The following is a 14584-nucleotide window of genomic DNA, read 5'->3' on the forward strand; positions in this document are numbered from 1 at the left end:
ACAGCGCGCGCAGAGCCGCAATTCACCGCTGGCTATCGCCAAAAAGGGTGAAGATTGCGTTAGCCTTGATTGCTTGAAGGCGTGACGCCAAGCGGCCATTCGGTCGCGTCCCGTAACGGGACTGGCGTCACGTCAGGGGTTAACGGCGGGAACCTATGCGATTGTCAGACAAGCATTTCCGCAGCCGGCCCTTGGCCCAGGAACATGGCCGGGCTGGCACTGGCACCATAGGCCCCGGCACAGAAAATGGCGACGATATCGCCGACGTCAGCCCTTGGAAAACCGCCCTTGTCGGCCAGCCGGTCAAGCGGCGTGCACAGACACCCTACGATGCTCGCCTCTTCTTCCACAGCCTCACCAAAGCGCGTGGCGATGGCGCTGGGATAGTTGCGACGAACAACGGTGCCGAAGTTGCCGGAGGCTGCCAGCTGATGATGGAGCCCGCCATCAGTGACGAGATAGGTCTCGCCATGGCTCTCCTTGCGGTCGACCACAGTGGCGAGATAAACGCCAGCTTCACCAACAAGATAGCGGCCGAGTTCAATGCAGAATGCAGTGTCTTGGAGCACTTCGGGCAGATCGGCGAACCGCTCCGCAAGCGCTGCGCCGACGGCGACAATATCTACCGGTTCGTCGCCGGGAAAGTAGGGAATGCCAAAGCCCCCGCCCAGATTGCACTTGGGCAGCGCCGCACCCGATTCTTCTGCCAGACGCGCGGCCAGCGCCAGCGTCTGACCTTGCGTTTCGATGATGGCGTCAGCCGAAAGCGCCTGACTGCCCGCGAAGATATGGAAGCCGCGCCAGTCCGCGCCTGCCGAAATCAGCTTGCGCGCGAGGGCCGGCACACGCTCGGCATCGATGCCGAAAGGCTTGGCCCCGCCGCCCATCTTCATGCCTGATCCCTTGAGATCGAAATCGGGATTGACCCGGATGGCAAGGCGCGGCGCAATGCCGAGACGCTCCGCGATGGCCAGCGCACGACTGGCTTCGCCCTCGGATTCGAGATTGAGCGTGACGCCCGCCGCAATCGCCGCCTCAAGCTCCGCATCACGCTTGCCCGGCCCGGCAAAGCTGACCCGCGCCGGATCGATGCCAACTGCTCGCACGATCTCAAGCTCGCCGCCCGAGGCAATGTCGAAGCCATCGACCTGTCCCAGCATATGCTTGAGCAATGGCTGATAAGGATTTGCTTTCACGGCATAATGGATAGCCAAACGCTCGGGCATCGCCACGCGCAGGGCCGCAACGCGGGCGCTGAGCAGATCGCGCGAATATACGAACAGCGGGGTGCGGCCGGCCTCAGCCACCAGATCGGTCACCTTGCGGCCGGCAACTGCCAGCACGCCGTCGATGGCTTCGTAGCCTGCAGGAATGGGCCCTAGCGGTTTCATGGCTTCATGTCCTTGGCCAGTTCCGCCGCGAGTGCAACCCGGTCCAGCTTGCCATTGGGACTGACGGGCATGACGTCACGCCAATGAACGTGACGAGGCACCATGAAATTGGGCAGCGCGCGGGTCAGCGCGGGGATCAGGTCTGCCTGCTCTGCACCGGGTGCGGCCCGGGCGACGAGATGGATCGCCTGCCCCAGTTGCGGATCGGGCAAGCCCAGCGCCACCGCTTCGGCCACAAGCCCCGTCGCCACGGCGGCTTCTTCCACTTCCTGCGGGCTGACCCGGTTGCCGCTGGTCTTGATCATGGCATCGCGCCGCCCGACGAAGTGCAGCAGTCCCTCGGCATCGCGCCTGACCCGATCGCCCGACCACACCGCCATGCCGCCCAGTTTCGAGAACGCAGGCGCAGGCTTGAATCGCTCTGCCGTCCGCTCGGCATCCTGCCAATAGCCCTGCGCGACGAGTGGGCCGGTATGGACCAGTTCACCCTCGTCCTCTGCCTGAGCTTCCCCACCCAAGTCATTGACTACAAGAATTTCTGCAAACGGTATCGCCTTGCCGATCGATGTCGGATGCGCGTCCACCAGCGCCGGATCGAGATAGGTCGAACGGAACGCCTCGGTCAGGCCGTACATCGGGTAGAGATCGGCAGCGGGAAACTTCGTGCGCAACGCCCGGACCAGCGATGGCGTCAGCGCACCGCCGCTATTGGTCAGCCGCCGAAGCGACGCGGCCACGTCCTCAGGCCACCCCAACTCCACCAGTTGCAGCCATAGCGGCGGCACGGCGGCGATCGTGGTGACGCCATGCTTTGCCACCGCCTTCACCACGTCGCGTGGCGTGAGGTAATCGAGCGGGACCACACTGCCGCCTGCATACCAGGTGGAAAGCAGCTGGTTCTGGCCATAATCGAATGCCAGCGGCAGCACCGCCAGCACCCGGTCCTGCGGCACGATCTTCAGATAATGCGCCACGCTCACCGCGCCGAGCCACAGATTGGCCTGACTGAGCATCACCCCCTTGGGCCGTCCGGTGGAACCGCTGGTGTAGAGAATAGCCGCGAGACTGTCGGGCGCGGCGTCGGACGGTGGCAGTTCGCCACCTTCCGCCTCCACTTCCGCCCACACGGCCGCCTCATCGATCACGGGACAGGCGGCATCCCCTGTCTCCAGCGTATCGAGCCGCCCCTTGTTGGCGATCAGGATCGCCGCACCGCTATCGCCAAGGATATGCGCCACCTGGGCCCGCTTCAGCAGCGGGTTCACCGGCACGTGGACCAGCCCTGCCCGCACCGCCGCCAGCGGCATCAGGCAGGCGAGTTCGGTTTTGGGCAACCAAGTCGCCACGCGGGACCCGGCATCACCCGCGCGTGATTTCAACCACTTCGCAAGGGTTCCTACACGCGCATTTAACGCTTCGTGGCTTAGCGTGCGATCCTTGAGCACCAGCGCAGGGGCATTGCGCTCACCGCGAAGGGCAAGGTGATCAAGCGGATACACGGTGGGATCGGGCGTTTCTGGCACTCGGTTCTCTATGGGGAATGGCAAGAGCGTTGGACGTCTATCACGCCAGTCTTAAGGAAGCGCAAGCCGACCCGCGCGTGATCGCGGTGCAAGGCACATCGCCGTTCGAGCGGCTGGACTGGCTTGCCCTGCTGGCAGACCATTGTTTGGATACCGGCAAAGCCCGGATCGGCGTGGCCAGCGATGGCACCGCCACGACCGTCCTGCCATGGCTGGACGCCGGAAGTCACGTTGCTCCCCTTGCCAACTGGTACAACTTTTTCGTTTCTCCACTTGGGGATATGTCCGGTCTTTCAGAACTTGTACAAAGCCTTCCACTTGGTCGCGCCATGTTCGCGCCAATGCCTGAAGAGGAAGCGCAAGCCCTGGCAGCAGCCTTCCGCAAGGCCGGATGGATCACGATCAGCGAACCGTGCGATGCCAACCACATCCTGTGCGTCAACGGCCGCAGCTTTGCCGAATACTGGGCCGACCGCCCCGGAGCCTTGCGCGAAACTGTCCGCCGCAAAAGCCGCAAGGGCGAAGTGCATCTGCGCCTCGTCACCGAATTTTCCCAAACGGACTGGGATGCTTACGAGGCGATCTACACGTTGAGCTGGAAGCCCGGCGAAGGCTCTCCCGCCTTCCTGAGGGCATGGGCGCAAATGGAAAGCGAGGCAGGTCGCCTCCGCCTTGGCCTTGCGGAGATCGATGGCCAACCCGTTGCCGCGCAGTTCTGGACCGTCGAAGGCGGCACGGCGTTCATTCACAAGCTCGCCCACGACGAACGCTTCCGCAAGCAATCGCCCGGAACGCTGCTCAGCGCTGCCATGTTTGAGCATGTGATTGATCGCGATGGCGTTTCGCTGATCGACTTCGGAACCGGCGACGATTCGTACAAGCGTGACTGGATGGAACAGGTGCGCATCCGCTGGCGCGTGCGTGCGTGGCGCAAGACCTCGGTCCGGCACTGGCCCTCGTTGCTGCGCGCTCTGCTGCGTCGCAGGCTGCACCCCCTTGTTTCCCCGAACCACGATGGTTAAGGGCGCGATGAACGACACAATGGCAGCCGGAACACTGATGAGCGACACCGACAGCACACTGCGCGCGATCCTTCAGGACGTTCTGGGCCTTTCGGCCGAGCGCGTGGCCGCCTTCGACGCTTCCACCGGCTTGTTCGGCGACCTGCCGGAGCTTGATTCGATGGCTGTCGCAGGCCTGCTGACCGAGATCGAGGACCGGCTCGACATCGTGATCGAGGACGACGAGGTCGATGGCGAACTGCTCGAGAGCTACGGCAACCTCCTGTCGTTCCTGGAAGCAAAAGTAGCGGCGTGATCGCAACCTGGCCTTGCCCCGGCCCGCATGGCCAGAGCGAGGAATACGCGCTTGCCCTCGATCGTGACCGCCCGCGGCGGCTGCTGATCGTCCCTGCCCTGTTCGACGAAGCCAACCGCATGCGGCGCATGCTGGTCGACATGATGCGCCTGCTCGATCAGGCCGGCATCGACACATTCCTGCCGGACCTGCCCGGCTGCAACGAGAGCCTGCAGGATTTCACGGCACAGAGCCTCCACGGCTGGCGCAGCGCGATGCTGATCGCCGCACGGCACTTCCGTGCGAGCGAAGTGCTGGCGGTGCGCGGCGGTGCGCTGGTGTATCCGAATGCCATGCCCGGCTGGGTGCTGGAACCGGCCAAGGGCACTTCGATCCTGCGCCAGATGATCCGCGCCCGGGTCATCGCTGCGCGCGAGGCGGGCGAACATGAGGACAGCGCAGACCTGCTTGAGCGAGGGCGGACCGAGGGGCTGGAACTGGCAGGCTGGCGCTGCGGGGCCTCGCTGATCGCTGGCCTTGAACATGCTATGCCAGAGATCGAAGGCCAGCGCCTGATCGCGCAGTCCGAACTTGGTGGTGGTGGCGGCCTGTGGCTCCGGGCAGAGCCTGCCGCCGCGCCTGCACAGTCGGCAGCGCTGGCGAGGATAATCGCCGGATGACCCGCCAGCACCTCACCTTTGCCTGCGAGGGCGCGACGCTCCTCGGTACGCTCGACCGAGAGACTTCGAGCCATTCCGCGGGCCTGCTGATCGTCTCCGGCGGCAACGAATTGCGCGCGGGCTCATGGAGCGGACAGGCGCAATTGGCCGCAAGGCTGGCAGGCGAAGGCTTTCCGGTGTTCCGCTACGACCGGCGTGGGGTGGGCGACAGCAAGGGCGAGAATCTTTCGTTCCGGCACTCGGGGCCTGACATCGCAGCTGCTCTTGCGGCCTTTCGCGCGGCAATGCCGCACCTCTCGCGCGTGGTCGCTTTCGGCAATTGCGATGCGGCAGCCGCGCTGATGCTCAATGCCCCGGCACTCGCGCTTGATGCGATGGTGCTGGCCAATCCCTGGACCATCGATGGCGAGGAAGCCCCCGAGGCCATGCCTGCCTCGGCGATCCGCAGCCGCTATCTGGCCAAACTCGCCAATCCACGCGAAGTCTGGCGTCTGCTCACTGGCGGGGTCAATCTTGCCAAGCTCGCCAAGGGCCTGCGCAGTGCCGCAGCGCCGACGGCTGCGCCACAGGGACTGGTTGACGAGATGAAGGCGGCCCTTTCCGCGTTTACCGGCGAGACAGCAATCCTGCTGGCCAGCCGTGACCGGACGGCGCAGATGTTCAGCGAAGTCTGGGGCATCGCCGACCAGCGCATCCAGCGCGTCGACAGCGCCTCGCACAGCTTCTCGGATGAAGCCGCGCGCGAATGGCTCCACGCGCGGCTGATCGAGATGCTTACGCGGTAACCGCCTGCGCGGCCTTGTAGTCCAGCTCCGCGAGGAACCGTTCGGAATCGAGCGCGGCCATGCAGCCGGTGCCGGCAGCCGTCACGGCCTGACGGTAGGTGTGGTCCATCACGTCGCCGCAGGCAAAGACGCCGGGAATGGCGGTCTTGGGCGTGCCGGGCTCGACGACGATGTAGCCGCTGTCATCAAGTTCCAGCTTGCCCTTGAACAGTTCGGTAGCCGGAGCATGGCCGATTGCGACAAATGCGCCGTCGGTCTCAACCACGCTTTCCGCGCCGGTCATGGTATCGACCACCTTTACGCCGGTCAGGCCCTTGCCCGCTTCGCCGACGAAGCTGTCGACCTTCGCGTTCCACAGCACCTTGACGTTCGGATGCGCAAAAAGGCGGTCCTGCAGGATCTTCTCGGCGCGCAAGCTGTCGCGGCGGTGGATCAGCGTGACGTCGGGCGAGTGGTTGGTAAGGTAAAGCGCTTCCTCGACCGCAGTGTTGCCGCCGCCGATCACGACGACCTTCTTGCCGCGATAGAAGAATCCATCGCAGGTGGCGCAGGCCGAAACGCCCTTGCCCGAAAACTCCTGCTCGCCCGGAACGCCAAGCCACTTCGCCTGTGCGCCCGTGGCGATGACCAGAACGTCACCCTCGTAGATGTCGCCGCTGTCGCCCACCGCACGGAAGGGGCTGCCATCGAGGCTGACGTCGAGGATCGTGTCCCACATCATCCGCGTGCCGACATGCTCGGCCTGTGCCTGCATCTCCTGCATCAGCCACGGGCCCTGGATCACGTCGCGGAAGCCGGGATAGTTCTCGACATCAGTCGTGATTGTCAGCTGGCCACCGGGCTGGAGCCCCTGCACCACGATCGGCTGCATGCCTGCGCGCGCGCCATAGATCGCGGCGGAAAGCCCGGCCGGGCCGGAACCGATGATGAGCATGCGGGTCTTGTGCGTGGTCGCCATGGAAAACTCCTCCAGTCGGTTGGCGAGATAAGCAGCGCGGGCGTCAAAAGCGAGTCCGCCAAAGGGGCTTTATCCGCAGCTATCGGACAGATTTTCTTGGGGGCAGCCATGCGCACATTTTGCCAACGCGGCGTTGCGCAAAAGGATTTTGACTTGAGAGCCTGCTCCGCCCGAGAAGTGCGTCGCGCATAACGGGGGCATCGCAAATGCATCGCAGGGATTTCGTGAAGGGTTTAGCAGCGCTCGGCGGCTCGCTGGCGCTGGGCAGGCACGCTGGGGCGGTCGCACCGGTTACCGATCCGACGCTGGCAAAATTCATCCACGGCCTGCCCAAGAGCGAATACCACGTCCATCTCGAAGGCACGCTTGAAGCCGAGATGAAGTTCGCGCTGGCAAAGCGCAACGGCATGAACCTGCCCTTCGCCGACGTGGCCGCGATGAAGGCGAGCTACCAGTACCATGACCTGCCGAGCTTTCTCGCGATCTACTACGACGGCATGAAAGTGCTGCAGAAGGAGCCGGATTTCTACGACCTCGCCTATGCCTACCTCGCCAAGGCAGCATCGCAGAACGTGATCTATGCCGAGATGTTCTTCGATCCGCAGGAGCACCTCAAGCGTGGCGTGACCATGGCCGACGTGATCGGCGGGATCACCCGCGCGCGGCGCGATGCAGAGAGCAAGCTCGGCATCCGATCGCAACTGATACTGTGCTTCGTGCGCGATCTTTCGGCGGAAAGCGCAATGGCCACACTCGATGCGGCGCTGCCGTTCAAGGCCGATCTGGTCGGCGTGGGGCTCGACAGCGACGAGGCGGGCAATCCGCCCGAGAAGTTCCGAGAGCACTTTGCCAAGGCGCGCGCCAACGGGCTCAAGGTCACCGCGCATTGTGACGTGGACCAGACCGACACGCTCAAGAACATCCGTACCGTGCTGACCGACCTCAAGGTCGATCGCATCGATCACGGCGGCAACATCGTCCAGTCGACCGAACTGGTGGCGATTGCCAAGGAACGCGGTATCTATTTCACCGTCTGCCCGACGTTCTCCGGCACGCTGCGCCGCACCGAGAAAATGCCGGTGGATGTCGTCCGCGCGATGCTCGACGCCGGGCTCAAGGTCACGATCTCGTCCGACGACCCTGCCTACATGGGCAGCGAATACATCGACGGCGTGCTGATCCGCGCCGTCGACCGCAGCCGCCTGAGCAAAGCGGAGCTGATCGCCATGACGCGCTACGGCTTTGAGGCAGCATGGCTGCCCGAAGCGGACAAGGCCGCGATGATCGCGCGGTTGGATGCTTACGTGAAATCAGCCTGAGCGCTCAACCCTCGACGAGGTTGCGCTCCATCGCCGCCAGCACGTCAGGCGTCACGCCCAGAACATCGCGCGCATAGGCCGAGATGCTGCCGTGCCGCTCGGCAATCGTGGCAAACGAACGGTCAAGGAACGGCGCCTCGACGCCCATCAGCACGCGCACGGCCGCATCGTCCATCGACCGGCCAAAACCTTCGCGCACATGCCGCGCGCCAGCCTCGATGCGGGCTTCGGCGTTGCCAGCGGTGTTGGTGAGGAGATAGTCGGCGACGATGTCATCGTGGTGCACGCCGAGCAGGCTGTGGACCAGCGCGGCGGCAAGCCCGGTGCGGTCTTTTCCGGCCAGGCAATGCAGCAGACTCGGGCTTTCCCGCTCGGCTAACGCCGTCATGTAAAGTCGATATGTGCCGACCAGAACGGGACGGAACGGCAGAGTCTCGTAAAGGCGGAGCATGGCGTTGCGCGCATCGTCGGCTGTGCGGACCTGCGCCGCCATTTCCTCATGGACTGCGCGGCCTTCGGCACTGGCAGTCTCGCCGGGATGGAAGAGCACGTTGCCCGACCAGTCCCGATGGCGAAGGCAGGGGTTGCCGCGCCGCTCGCTATCGCCGCGCAAGTCGATCACTGTGGCAATGCCCAGACCATGGACCACGTCGAGATCTTCGGGCGTCGCGTCGCTATGCTGACCAGAACGCCAGAGCACGCCATTCCGCAGTCGCCCTGCACGCGCCGCATAGCCGCCGTAATCGCGAAAGTTATGGATCCCAGCCAGCGTGATCACGCGTGCTTCAGTGGAGGTAGCCATTGAATCGTCCTTGCCGCCCGCCGCCGCCATGCGCGGTCATCCGATCAGGCGCAAGCCTTCACTGATGGCGCACGGTCAGGGGTTCAAGAGCGCGAGCTACCACGACAGAGGCAGGTGTCGGCTTGGGTACGAGAGTCCCGCCAAGGCTGCGTACTGCCTCGTCCATCCGGTCCAGATCGCCTGTATGCAGCACATAGGGCACGCCCAAGGCTGCCAGCGCTCGCGCCACCTGTTCGCACGTCTGTCCCTGCCCCAGCGAAACGTCGAGGATAGCGGCAGAAATGGCGTTGTTTTGCACAATGGAAAGCGCCTCCACCAAATCCAGCGCGGTGAGCGGCTTGCAACCGGCATCCTCCACAGCAAACTCGAGATCGAGCAGGATCAGGGGTTCGTCGTCCAGCACCAAAACGCGTCGGGGCTCGTTCGATGAGGGATGCATGCCGCTCATTCAGCGGCCTCCCGCAGTGGAATGTTGAGTTTCGCGCGGAGCCCTTCGCTGTGCCATTCCCTGACGATTCCTCCCCTTGCCATGTCGAGCATCCGATCCACGATCCCATCCGCACCGCTAAAGGCACTGTCACTGTCAGGGACGCCCGAACCGCGTCCGTGTTCCATCCAATCGATGCGGATTGCCGGTCCATCGGCTGAACCGTTCTTGCGCCATGCTACGGTGACCCACCCCTTGTCGGTGCTCAGCGCGCCATTGCGGATGGCGTTGACGGCAAGTTCGTGGAGAGACAGCCCAAGGACCGAGACAGCGCCGAAGTCGGAACGCAAGCCATTGCCTTCAAAGCGAAATCGCGTGCCATCCGGGTCATATGGCGCCAGCACCGCGCGGATTGCCTGGCCCACCTCGACAGTGCCGCGTCTGGAATCGTCCAGCGTGGTCTCATAGGCCCGCCCCAGTGCCTGGATGCGATCATTGATCTCGCGCGCTTCGGCTTCGACCCCGCGCACGCGCCCTGTAAAATTCACGATGCCGCCGATAACCGCGAACATGTTCTTCATGCGGTGCGACAGCTCTCGCGCCAGTTCGCGGGCATGAAGCTCTTCGGCCCGAGCTGCCCGGACATCGGAGACGTCCCACTGGCTTCCGAAGAAATAAACCAGCTTGCCTTCCGCATCGTAGACTGGCCCAAGATGCAGAGCGTTCCAGAACGCCGAACCATCCTTTCGGTAATTCAACAGCTCGACGACGGTCACTTCCTCGTTCGCAAGGGCATTACGGATACGAACCAAAGCAGAGCGATCGCTGTGCGGCCCTTGCAGAAAGCGGCAATTGCGCCCGACGATCTCGTGCTCTTCATATCCGGTCAGGTGGCGGAAAGCGCGGTTTGCGAAAACGATCGGCATGTCTGGCTCATGAGGATCGCAAAGACAGATCGCCATGCGCGTCTGTGCCATGGCTTGCTCGAAAAGCACGCCGGATGCTCCGGAAAACGTGTCTTCGGGATGTTGCGCACGGAAGCGCGCAACCGAGGAATCAAACGCGGTGTGGGCCTGATCGGTCCGGTCAGGTACGGGGGAATCGTTGAAACTGTTGTGGTTCATATCAGTGGCACCTGCCACCGAAATGCAGTCGCTACGGCTTGGTTCCCTTTTAAAGCATGAAAAACAGCAACATCATCTGCGCTCCAATGGAATCACCGCCAGCGTCAGTCTGGAAATGCACACCAGCTTGTCCGCTTCGTCATGGATGCGGATCGACCAGACGTGGGTGCTGCGGCCCAGGGCCTCGGGCCGCGCGGTTGCAAGAACCCAGCCCTCGCGGACCGGGCGCAGGTGGTTCGCGTTGATCTCCATGCCGACGCAGACGAACCTTTCAGGATCAATCACCATCGCGCCCGCCATCGATCCGATCGTCTCGGCGAGTGCTACCGATGCACCTCCGTGCAGACGACCGAAAGGCTGGTGCGTGCGATGATCCACCGGCATCCGCGCACTGATCCAGTCCTCCCCGCAATCGACGAATTCGATGCCGAGGTGCGCGGGCATCGAGGAACTCCCGAGCCGCGTCAGGCGCTCAAGCGAAGGCATCTCCCCGTTCCACCAGATCACGCCGCAAAACCCTCGCGCAGGAACTTCTCGGCGCAACCAGCCAGCACGGCCGTACCAAGCGGCAACACGCTTTCATCGACCATCATCCGCGTCGAATGGATCGAACAGCACGAACGCCAGTCAACGCCCTCGTGCGCCACGCCCAGAAAGAACATCGCCCCGGGCACCTTCTCCAGCACGTATGAGAAGTCCTCGGCCCCCATGATCGGATTGTCGAGGCGGTGGAAACCCTGCTCGCCGATCAGATCGCGGACCACCTGCTCGCCAAGATCCACTGCGCGCCCGTCGCACACCGTCACCGGGAAACCGGGTGTGATCGTGACGTCTGCGGTCATGCCGTGGGCAGCGGCGATATGCTGTGCCGCGTGCTCGAGGACTTCGCGCAGGCGGGCGCGGTTCGTGGGCGAAAGCGTGCGCAGGGTGCCGCGCATCGCTACGCGATCGGCAATCACATTGTGCGCCGTGCCCGCTTCGATCTTGGCGACGGTCGCCACCACCGGATCGCTCACCGGAAACTTGCGCGTTACCAGCGCCTGCAGCGCGGTGACGATCTCGCAGGCCACGGGCACAGGATCGAGCGCATCGTGCGGCATCGAGGCGTGGCCGCCGCGACCCTGCACGACGATGTCGAACTGGTCGGCAGAGGCGAGCAAAGCGCCTGTGCGACCGGCGACGAGTCCGTGCGGGCTGTTGGGCATCACGTGCAAGGCAAAAGCCGCATCGGGCAGCGGATCGATCAGCCCGTCATCAAGCATGAACCGTGCACCATGGAAGCCTTCTTCGCCCGGCTGGAACATGAACTGCACTTCGCCTGCCAGTTGGTCGGCCCGCGCGCAGAGCAGCTCGGCCGCGCCCGCCAGCATTGCGGTATGCGTGTCATGGCCGCAGGCGTGCATTGCGCCCGGAATGGTCGAGGCAAAATCGAGCCCTGTCTCCTCGTTCATTGGCAGAGCATCCATGTCGCCGCGCAGCAGCACTCGGCGGCCCGCTCCGGCTCCACCCTTGAGCGTCGCAACCAGGCCGGTCGTCGAAGGACCTTCGCGCCAATCCAGGGGCAGATGAGCAAGCGCAGCGCGCACCTTGTCGCGGGTCTTGGGCGTCTGCAAACCAAGCTCCGGCTCGGCGTGGATCGCGCGGCGCAGGGTAACAATGGCATCGGAAAGCCCGCGCGCCTGTTCGAGCAGTTCGTGGTGAAGCATGAGGGCCTCTTGTTGTCTGAATGCCTCAAGGCTGACACGTTGCGGGCCTGCTGTCGAGCCTGAGGGATAAGGCTTGCACGAGCGGGCATGACACGTTAATCGGTCGGTTAAATAGTTTCCGACGGAGATAAACCCGATGCCTGAAGCCTATATCATCGATGCCGTTCGCACCCCGCGCGGAGTTGGCAAGCCCGGCAAGGGCGCGCTGTCGCACCTGCATCCGCAGCACCTTGCCGCCACCGTGCTCAAGGCGCTGAAGGACCGCAACAATCTCGACACCTCGACGGTCGATGACATCATCTGGTCGACCTCGTCGCAAGTCGGCAAGCAGGGTGGCGATCTTGGGCGCATGTCCGCGCTGGCAGCAGGGTATGACATCTCGGCCTCGGGCACCACGCTGGACCGGTTCTGCGGCGGTGGCATCACGTCGGTGAATCTCGCCTGCGCATCCGTCATGTCGGGCATGGAAGACTGCGTGATCGCAGGCGGCACCGAAATGATGAGCTTTACGACAGCCCATGGCGCAGAACAGGCCAATGCCGGCATCAAGCCGCTCGGCATGGGTGCAGGCAACATGGCACTCGACGCAATCCATCCGCAGTCGCACCAGGGCGTGTGCGGCGATGCCATCGCCAGCATCGAAGGCATCAGCCGCGAAGCGCTCGACGCGTTGGCGCTGGTCAGCCAGCAGCGCGCCGACATGGCAATCAAGGAAGGCCGCTTCGCCAAGTCGGTCGTGCCCGTGCTGAACGATGATGGCTCGGTCGCTCTCGACCGCGAGGAATTCCCGCGTCCAGAAACCACCGCCGAAGGCCTCGCTGCGCTCAAGCCCAGCTTTTCGGGCCTTGCCGACTTCGATCTTGGCGGCACCACGTTCCGCAAGCAGATCAATCGCCGCTATCCCGACGTCGAGATTCAGCACTTCCATCACGCCGGCAATTCATCGGGCGTCGTTGATGGCGCAGCGGCGCTGCTCATCGTCTCGCCCGCCTATGCCGAAAAGCACGGCCTCAAGCCTCGCGCGCGCATTGTCGCCTATGCCAACCAGGGCGATGATCCGACGCTGATGCTCAATGCCCCGGTCCCCGCCGCGAAGAAGGTTCTCGCAAAGGCTGGCCTGACCAAGGACGACATCGACGTCTGGGAGATCAACGAAGCCTTTGCCGTGGTTGCCGAAAAGTTCATCCGCGACCTCGAACTGGACCGCGAAAAGGTCAACATCAACGGCGGCGCAATGGCGCTGGGCCATCCGATCGGCGCGACCGGGTCGATCCTGATCGGCACTGCGCTGGACGAACTCGAACGCTCCGGCGGACGCTACGGCCTCGTCACGATGTGCGCAGCGGGCGGCATGGCCCCGGCGATCATCATCGAGCGCATCTAATAGAATTGCGGATCTGAAAGCATCAGGGGCCAGCATCGGCGATGCCGGCCCCTTCTTTTCACACAGTTGCAATTGTTACGTTGCAAAGCGCGCCGCCCGATGGCAGTCGTCTGCGCAAGATGACCAGATTTCCGCGCACTCTATTCCGGCCACTCAGCGGAAAACTGTCTGGTTATGCATTTTCCATTGCACTTGTGGGACTGGCAACCCTGATCAGGCAAGCTGCCGACCATATTCTGCCGCCCGGCTTTCCCTTTCTTACCTACTTTCCAGCCGTCATCGTCACGACCTTCATCGCAGGCCGGGGCCCCGGGGCCCTGTGTGGTGTGTTGAGCCTGCTGTCCTCCTGGTACTTTTTCATTCCCCCGGTAAATTCCTTTGCAGTGTCTTGGCCGGTAGCGACCGCGCTGCTGTTCTTTGCGGCGGTTATCGTGGTCGACATCCTGCTGATCGACGGACTGCAGCAGCGGCAGGAACGCTTGCTGGAAAGCCAGCGCCAGTTGGCCGCCATGGCCGACCAACAGACGTTGCTTTTCAAGGAATTGCAACACCGCGTAGCCAACAATCTGGCCTCGATCTCCTCGATGCTGCGCCTGCAGCGTCGCCAGATCGAGCGGGCGCCCGAAACCGCCGTGGCCGTGCTTGAAAGTGCCGACAAGCGGATCGAGCTGATGGGTCGCGTCCACCGCCAGCTCTACGATCCCGCCGCCAGCGGCCTTCCCCTGCCCGAACAGATCGAGAGCGTGGTGGCGCAGGCCAAGGAGGTGGCCGAGGCAACCCATGTCACCGTCTTTGTTAACGCGGTCGACGCGCACCTCGCCATCGACCGGATGATGACGCTGATGCTGCTGATCACCGAAGTTATCAACAACAGCATCAAGCATGCCTTTGCCGATGGCGACTCCGGCGAAGTGCGGCTGCAACTGGAGCGGATCGCGGCGGGCCGGTTACGGCTGACCATTGCCGACAACGGCCGGGGCCTTTCCAGCGATCCGCAAGCGCCGGTCCAGCGCCATCGCGGGCTTGGAACCACGATCATCAGGGGCTTTGCCGCGCAACTTGGCGGCACGGTGGCCATCGACGGCACCCAAGGCGTGACCACCATCGTCGAGTTTCCCGAGGACGCAGGCTAGTTCTCCAACTCTCCGAGGCAAACGGGCAACTCCCCCCCAACTCCCGGAGGCAAAGC

At 63.7% G+C, this 14584-nt stretch carries 15 protein-coding genes; 7 read left to right on the top strand and 8 right to left on the bottom strand.

Annotated features, from left to right (window positions below; translation table 11 throughout):
• Positions 1 to 164: 164 nt before the first annotated feature.
• Positions 165 to 1391 carry a pyridoxal-dependent decarboxylase, exosortase A system-associated gene (locus IQ25_RS01120; protein WP_144901418.1) on the bottom strand — a complete coding sequence of 409 codons (1227 nt, stop codon included), beginning with the start codon at positions 1389 to 1391 and terminating at the stop codon, positions 165 to 167.
• Complete coding sequence (locus IQ25_RS01125) at positions 1388 to 2914, bottom strand: acyl-CoA ligase (AMP-forming), exosortase A system-associated (protein ID WP_144901420.1); 1527 nt, start codon at positions 2912 to 2914, stop codon at positions 1388 to 1390. Before IQ25_RS01125 ends, IQ25_RS01120 begins: the two co-directional genes overlap by 4 nt.
• 29 nt (positions 2915 to 2943) lie before the next feature.
• On the opposite strand from IQ25_RS01125, the gene IQ25_RS01130 reads away from it, so the two are divergent.
• Genes IQ25_RS01130 through IQ25_RS01145 form a run of 4 tightly spaced genes read left to right on the top strand, consistent with a single transcriptional unit; the run spans position 2944 to position 5675 of the window.
• Positions 2944 to 3936 (top strand): GNAT family N-acetyltransferase, encoded by a 993-nt coding sequence (locus IQ25_RS01130; protein ID WP_144903033.1) that lies wholly within the window; start codon positions 2944 to 2946, stop codon positions 3934 to 3936.
• A gap of 37 nt (positions 3937 to 3973) precedes the next feature.
• Entirely contained in the window at positions 3974 to 4231 is a 258-nt protein-coding gene (locus tag IQ25_RS01135; protein ID WP_181447150.1) for an acyl carrier protein, read from the top strand.
• Positions 4228 to 4890: an alpha/beta hydrolase family protein gene (locus IQ25_RS01140; RefSeq protein WP_144901422.1), complete on the top strand. Its 663-nt coding sequence runs from the start codon at positions 4228 to 4230 to the stop codon at positions 4888 to 4890. Before IQ25_RS01135 ends, IQ25_RS01140 begins: the two co-directional genes overlap by 4 nt.
• A complete protein-coding gene (locus tag IQ25_RS01145) occupies positions 4887 to 5675 on the top strand; it encodes a hydrolase 1, exosortase A system-associated (protein WP_144901425.1) in 789 nt (262 codons plus the stop codon). Before IQ25_RS01140 ends, IQ25_RS01145 begins: the two co-directional genes overlap by 4 nt.
• On the opposite strand, the gene trxB is transcribed toward IQ25_RS01145, so the two are convergent.
• Entirely contained in the window at positions 5665 to 6633 is a 969-nt protein-coding gene (gene trxB / locus IQ25_RS01150; RefSeq protein ID WP_144901427.1) for a thioredoxin-disulfide reductase, read from the bottom strand. The genes IQ25_RS01145 and trxB overlap by 11 nt on opposite strands.
• A 224-nt stretch (positions 6634 to 6857) precedes the next feature.
• On the opposite strand from trxB, the gene add reads away from it, so the two are divergent.
• A complete protein-coding gene (gene add / locus IQ25_RS01155; RefSeq protein WP_258536921.1) occupies positions 6858 to 7952 on the top strand; it encodes an adenosine deaminase in 1095 nt (364 codons plus the stop codon).
• Positions 7953 to 7956: 4 nt separating this feature from the next.
• On the opposite strand, the gene IQ25_RS01160 is transcribed toward add, so the two are convergent.
• From IQ25_RS01160 to IQ25_RS01180, 5 genes are all read right to left on the bottom strand, one after another.
• Positions 7957 to 8754 carry a tyrosine-protein phosphatase gene (locus IQ25_RS01160; RefSeq protein WP_144901432.1) on the bottom strand — a complete coding sequence of 266 codons (798 nt, stop codon included), beginning with the start codon at positions 8752 to 8754 and terminating at the stop codon, positions 7957 to 7959.
• A gap of 58 nt (positions 8755 to 8812) precedes the next feature.
• A complete protein-coding gene (locus IQ25_RS01165; RefSeq protein WP_246415407.1) occupies positions 8813 to 9202 on the bottom strand; it encodes a response regulator in 390 nt (129 codons plus the stop codon).
• Positions 9199 to 10305, bottom strand: a complete 1107-nt coding sequence (locus IQ25_RS01170) for a PAS domain-containing protein (RefSeq protein WP_144901434.1) — start codon at positions 10303 to 10305, stop codon at positions 9199 to 9201. Before IQ25_RS01170 ends, IQ25_RS01165 begins: the two co-directional genes overlap by 4 nt.
• A gap of 72 nt (positions 10306 to 10377) precedes the next feature.
• Positions 10378 to 10791: a hotdog fold thioesterase gene (locus IQ25_RS01175; RefSeq protein ID WP_181447151.1), complete on the bottom strand. Its 414-nt coding sequence runs from the start codon at positions 10789 to 10791 to the stop codon at positions 10378 to 10380.
• Positions 10792 to 10808: 17 nt separating this feature from the next.
• Positions 10809 to 12011, bottom strand: a complete 1203-nt coding sequence (locus IQ25_RS01180; protein WP_144901438.1) for a M20 metallopeptidase family protein — start codon at positions 12009 to 12011, stop codon at positions 10809 to 10811.
• A gap of 136 nt (positions 12012 to 12147) precedes the next feature.
• On the opposite strand from IQ25_RS01180, the gene IQ25_RS01185 reads away from it, so the two are divergent.
• Positions 12148 to 13395: an acetyl-CoA C-acetyltransferase gene (locus tag IQ25_RS01185; protein WP_144901440.1), complete on the top strand. Its 1248-nt coding sequence runs from the start codon at positions 12148 to 12150 to the stop codon at positions 13393 to 13395.
• A gap of 119 nt (positions 13396 to 13514) precedes the next feature.
• Positions 13515 to 14528 carry a sensor histidine kinase gene (locus tag IQ25_RS01190; protein WP_246415406.1) on the top strand — a complete coding sequence of 338 codons (1014 nt, stop codon included), beginning with the start codon at positions 13515 to 13517 and terminating at the stop codon, positions 14526 to 14528.
• The last annotated feature ends 56 nt before the right edge of the window (positions 14529 to 14584 follow it).

This window comes from Novosphingobium taihuense, from assembly GCF_007830315.1.
GTDB classification, from domain to species: domain Bacteria; phylum Pseudomonadota; class Alphaproteobacteria; order Sphingomonadales; family Sphingomonadaceae; genus Novosphingobium; species Novosphingobium taihuense.

What these genes read in the sequence shown, in the direction of transcription:
- IQ25_RS01120 (WP_144901418.1), bottom strand. Translation starts at nt 1,391, where the DNA reads ATGAAACCGCTAGGGCCCATTCCTGCAGGCTACGAAGCCATCGACGGC.
- IQ25_RS01135 (WP_181447150.1), top strand. Translation starts at nt 3,974, where the DNA reads ATGAGCGACACCGACAGCACACTGCGCGCGATCCTTCAGGACGTTCTG.
- IQ25_RS01145 (WP_144901425.1), top strand. Translation starts at nt 4,887, where the DNA reads ATGACCCGCCAGCACCTCACCTTTGCCTGCGAGGGCGCGACGCTCCTC.
- trxB (WP_144901427.1), bottom strand. Translation starts at nt 6,633, where the DNA reads ATGGCGACCACGCACAAGACCCGCATGCTCATCATCGGTTCCGGCCCG.
- IQ25_RS01160 (WP_144901432.1), bottom strand. Translation starts at nt 8,754, where the DNA reads ATGGCTACCTCCACTGAAGCACGCGTGATCACGCTGGCTGGGATCCAT.
- IQ25_RS01165 (WP_246415407.1), bottom strand. Translation starts at nt 9,202, where the DNA reads ATGAGCGGCATGCATCCCTCATCGAACGAGCCCCGACGCGTTTTGGTG.
- IQ25_RS01170 (WP_144901434.1), bottom strand. Translation starts at nt 10,305, where the DNA reads ATGAACCACAACAGTTTCAACGATTCCCCCGTACCTGACCGGACCGAT.
- IQ25_RS01175 (WP_181447151.1), bottom strand. Translation starts at nt 10,791, where the DNA reads ATGCCTTCGCTTGAGCGCCTGACGCGGCTCGGGAGTTCCTCGATGCCC.
- IQ25_RS01180 (WP_144901438.1), bottom strand. Translation starts at nt 12,011, where the DNA reads ATGCTTCACCACGAACTGCTCGAACAGGCGCGCGGGCTTTCCGATGCC.
- IQ25_RS01185 (WP_144901440.1), top strand. Translation starts at nt 12,148, where the DNA reads ATGCCTGAAGCCTATATCATCGATGCCGTTCGCACCCCGCGCGGAGTT.
- IQ25_RS01190 (WP_246415406.1), top strand. Translation starts at nt 13,515, where the DNA reads ATGACCAGATTTCCGCGCACTCTATTCCGGCCACTCAGCGGAAAACTG.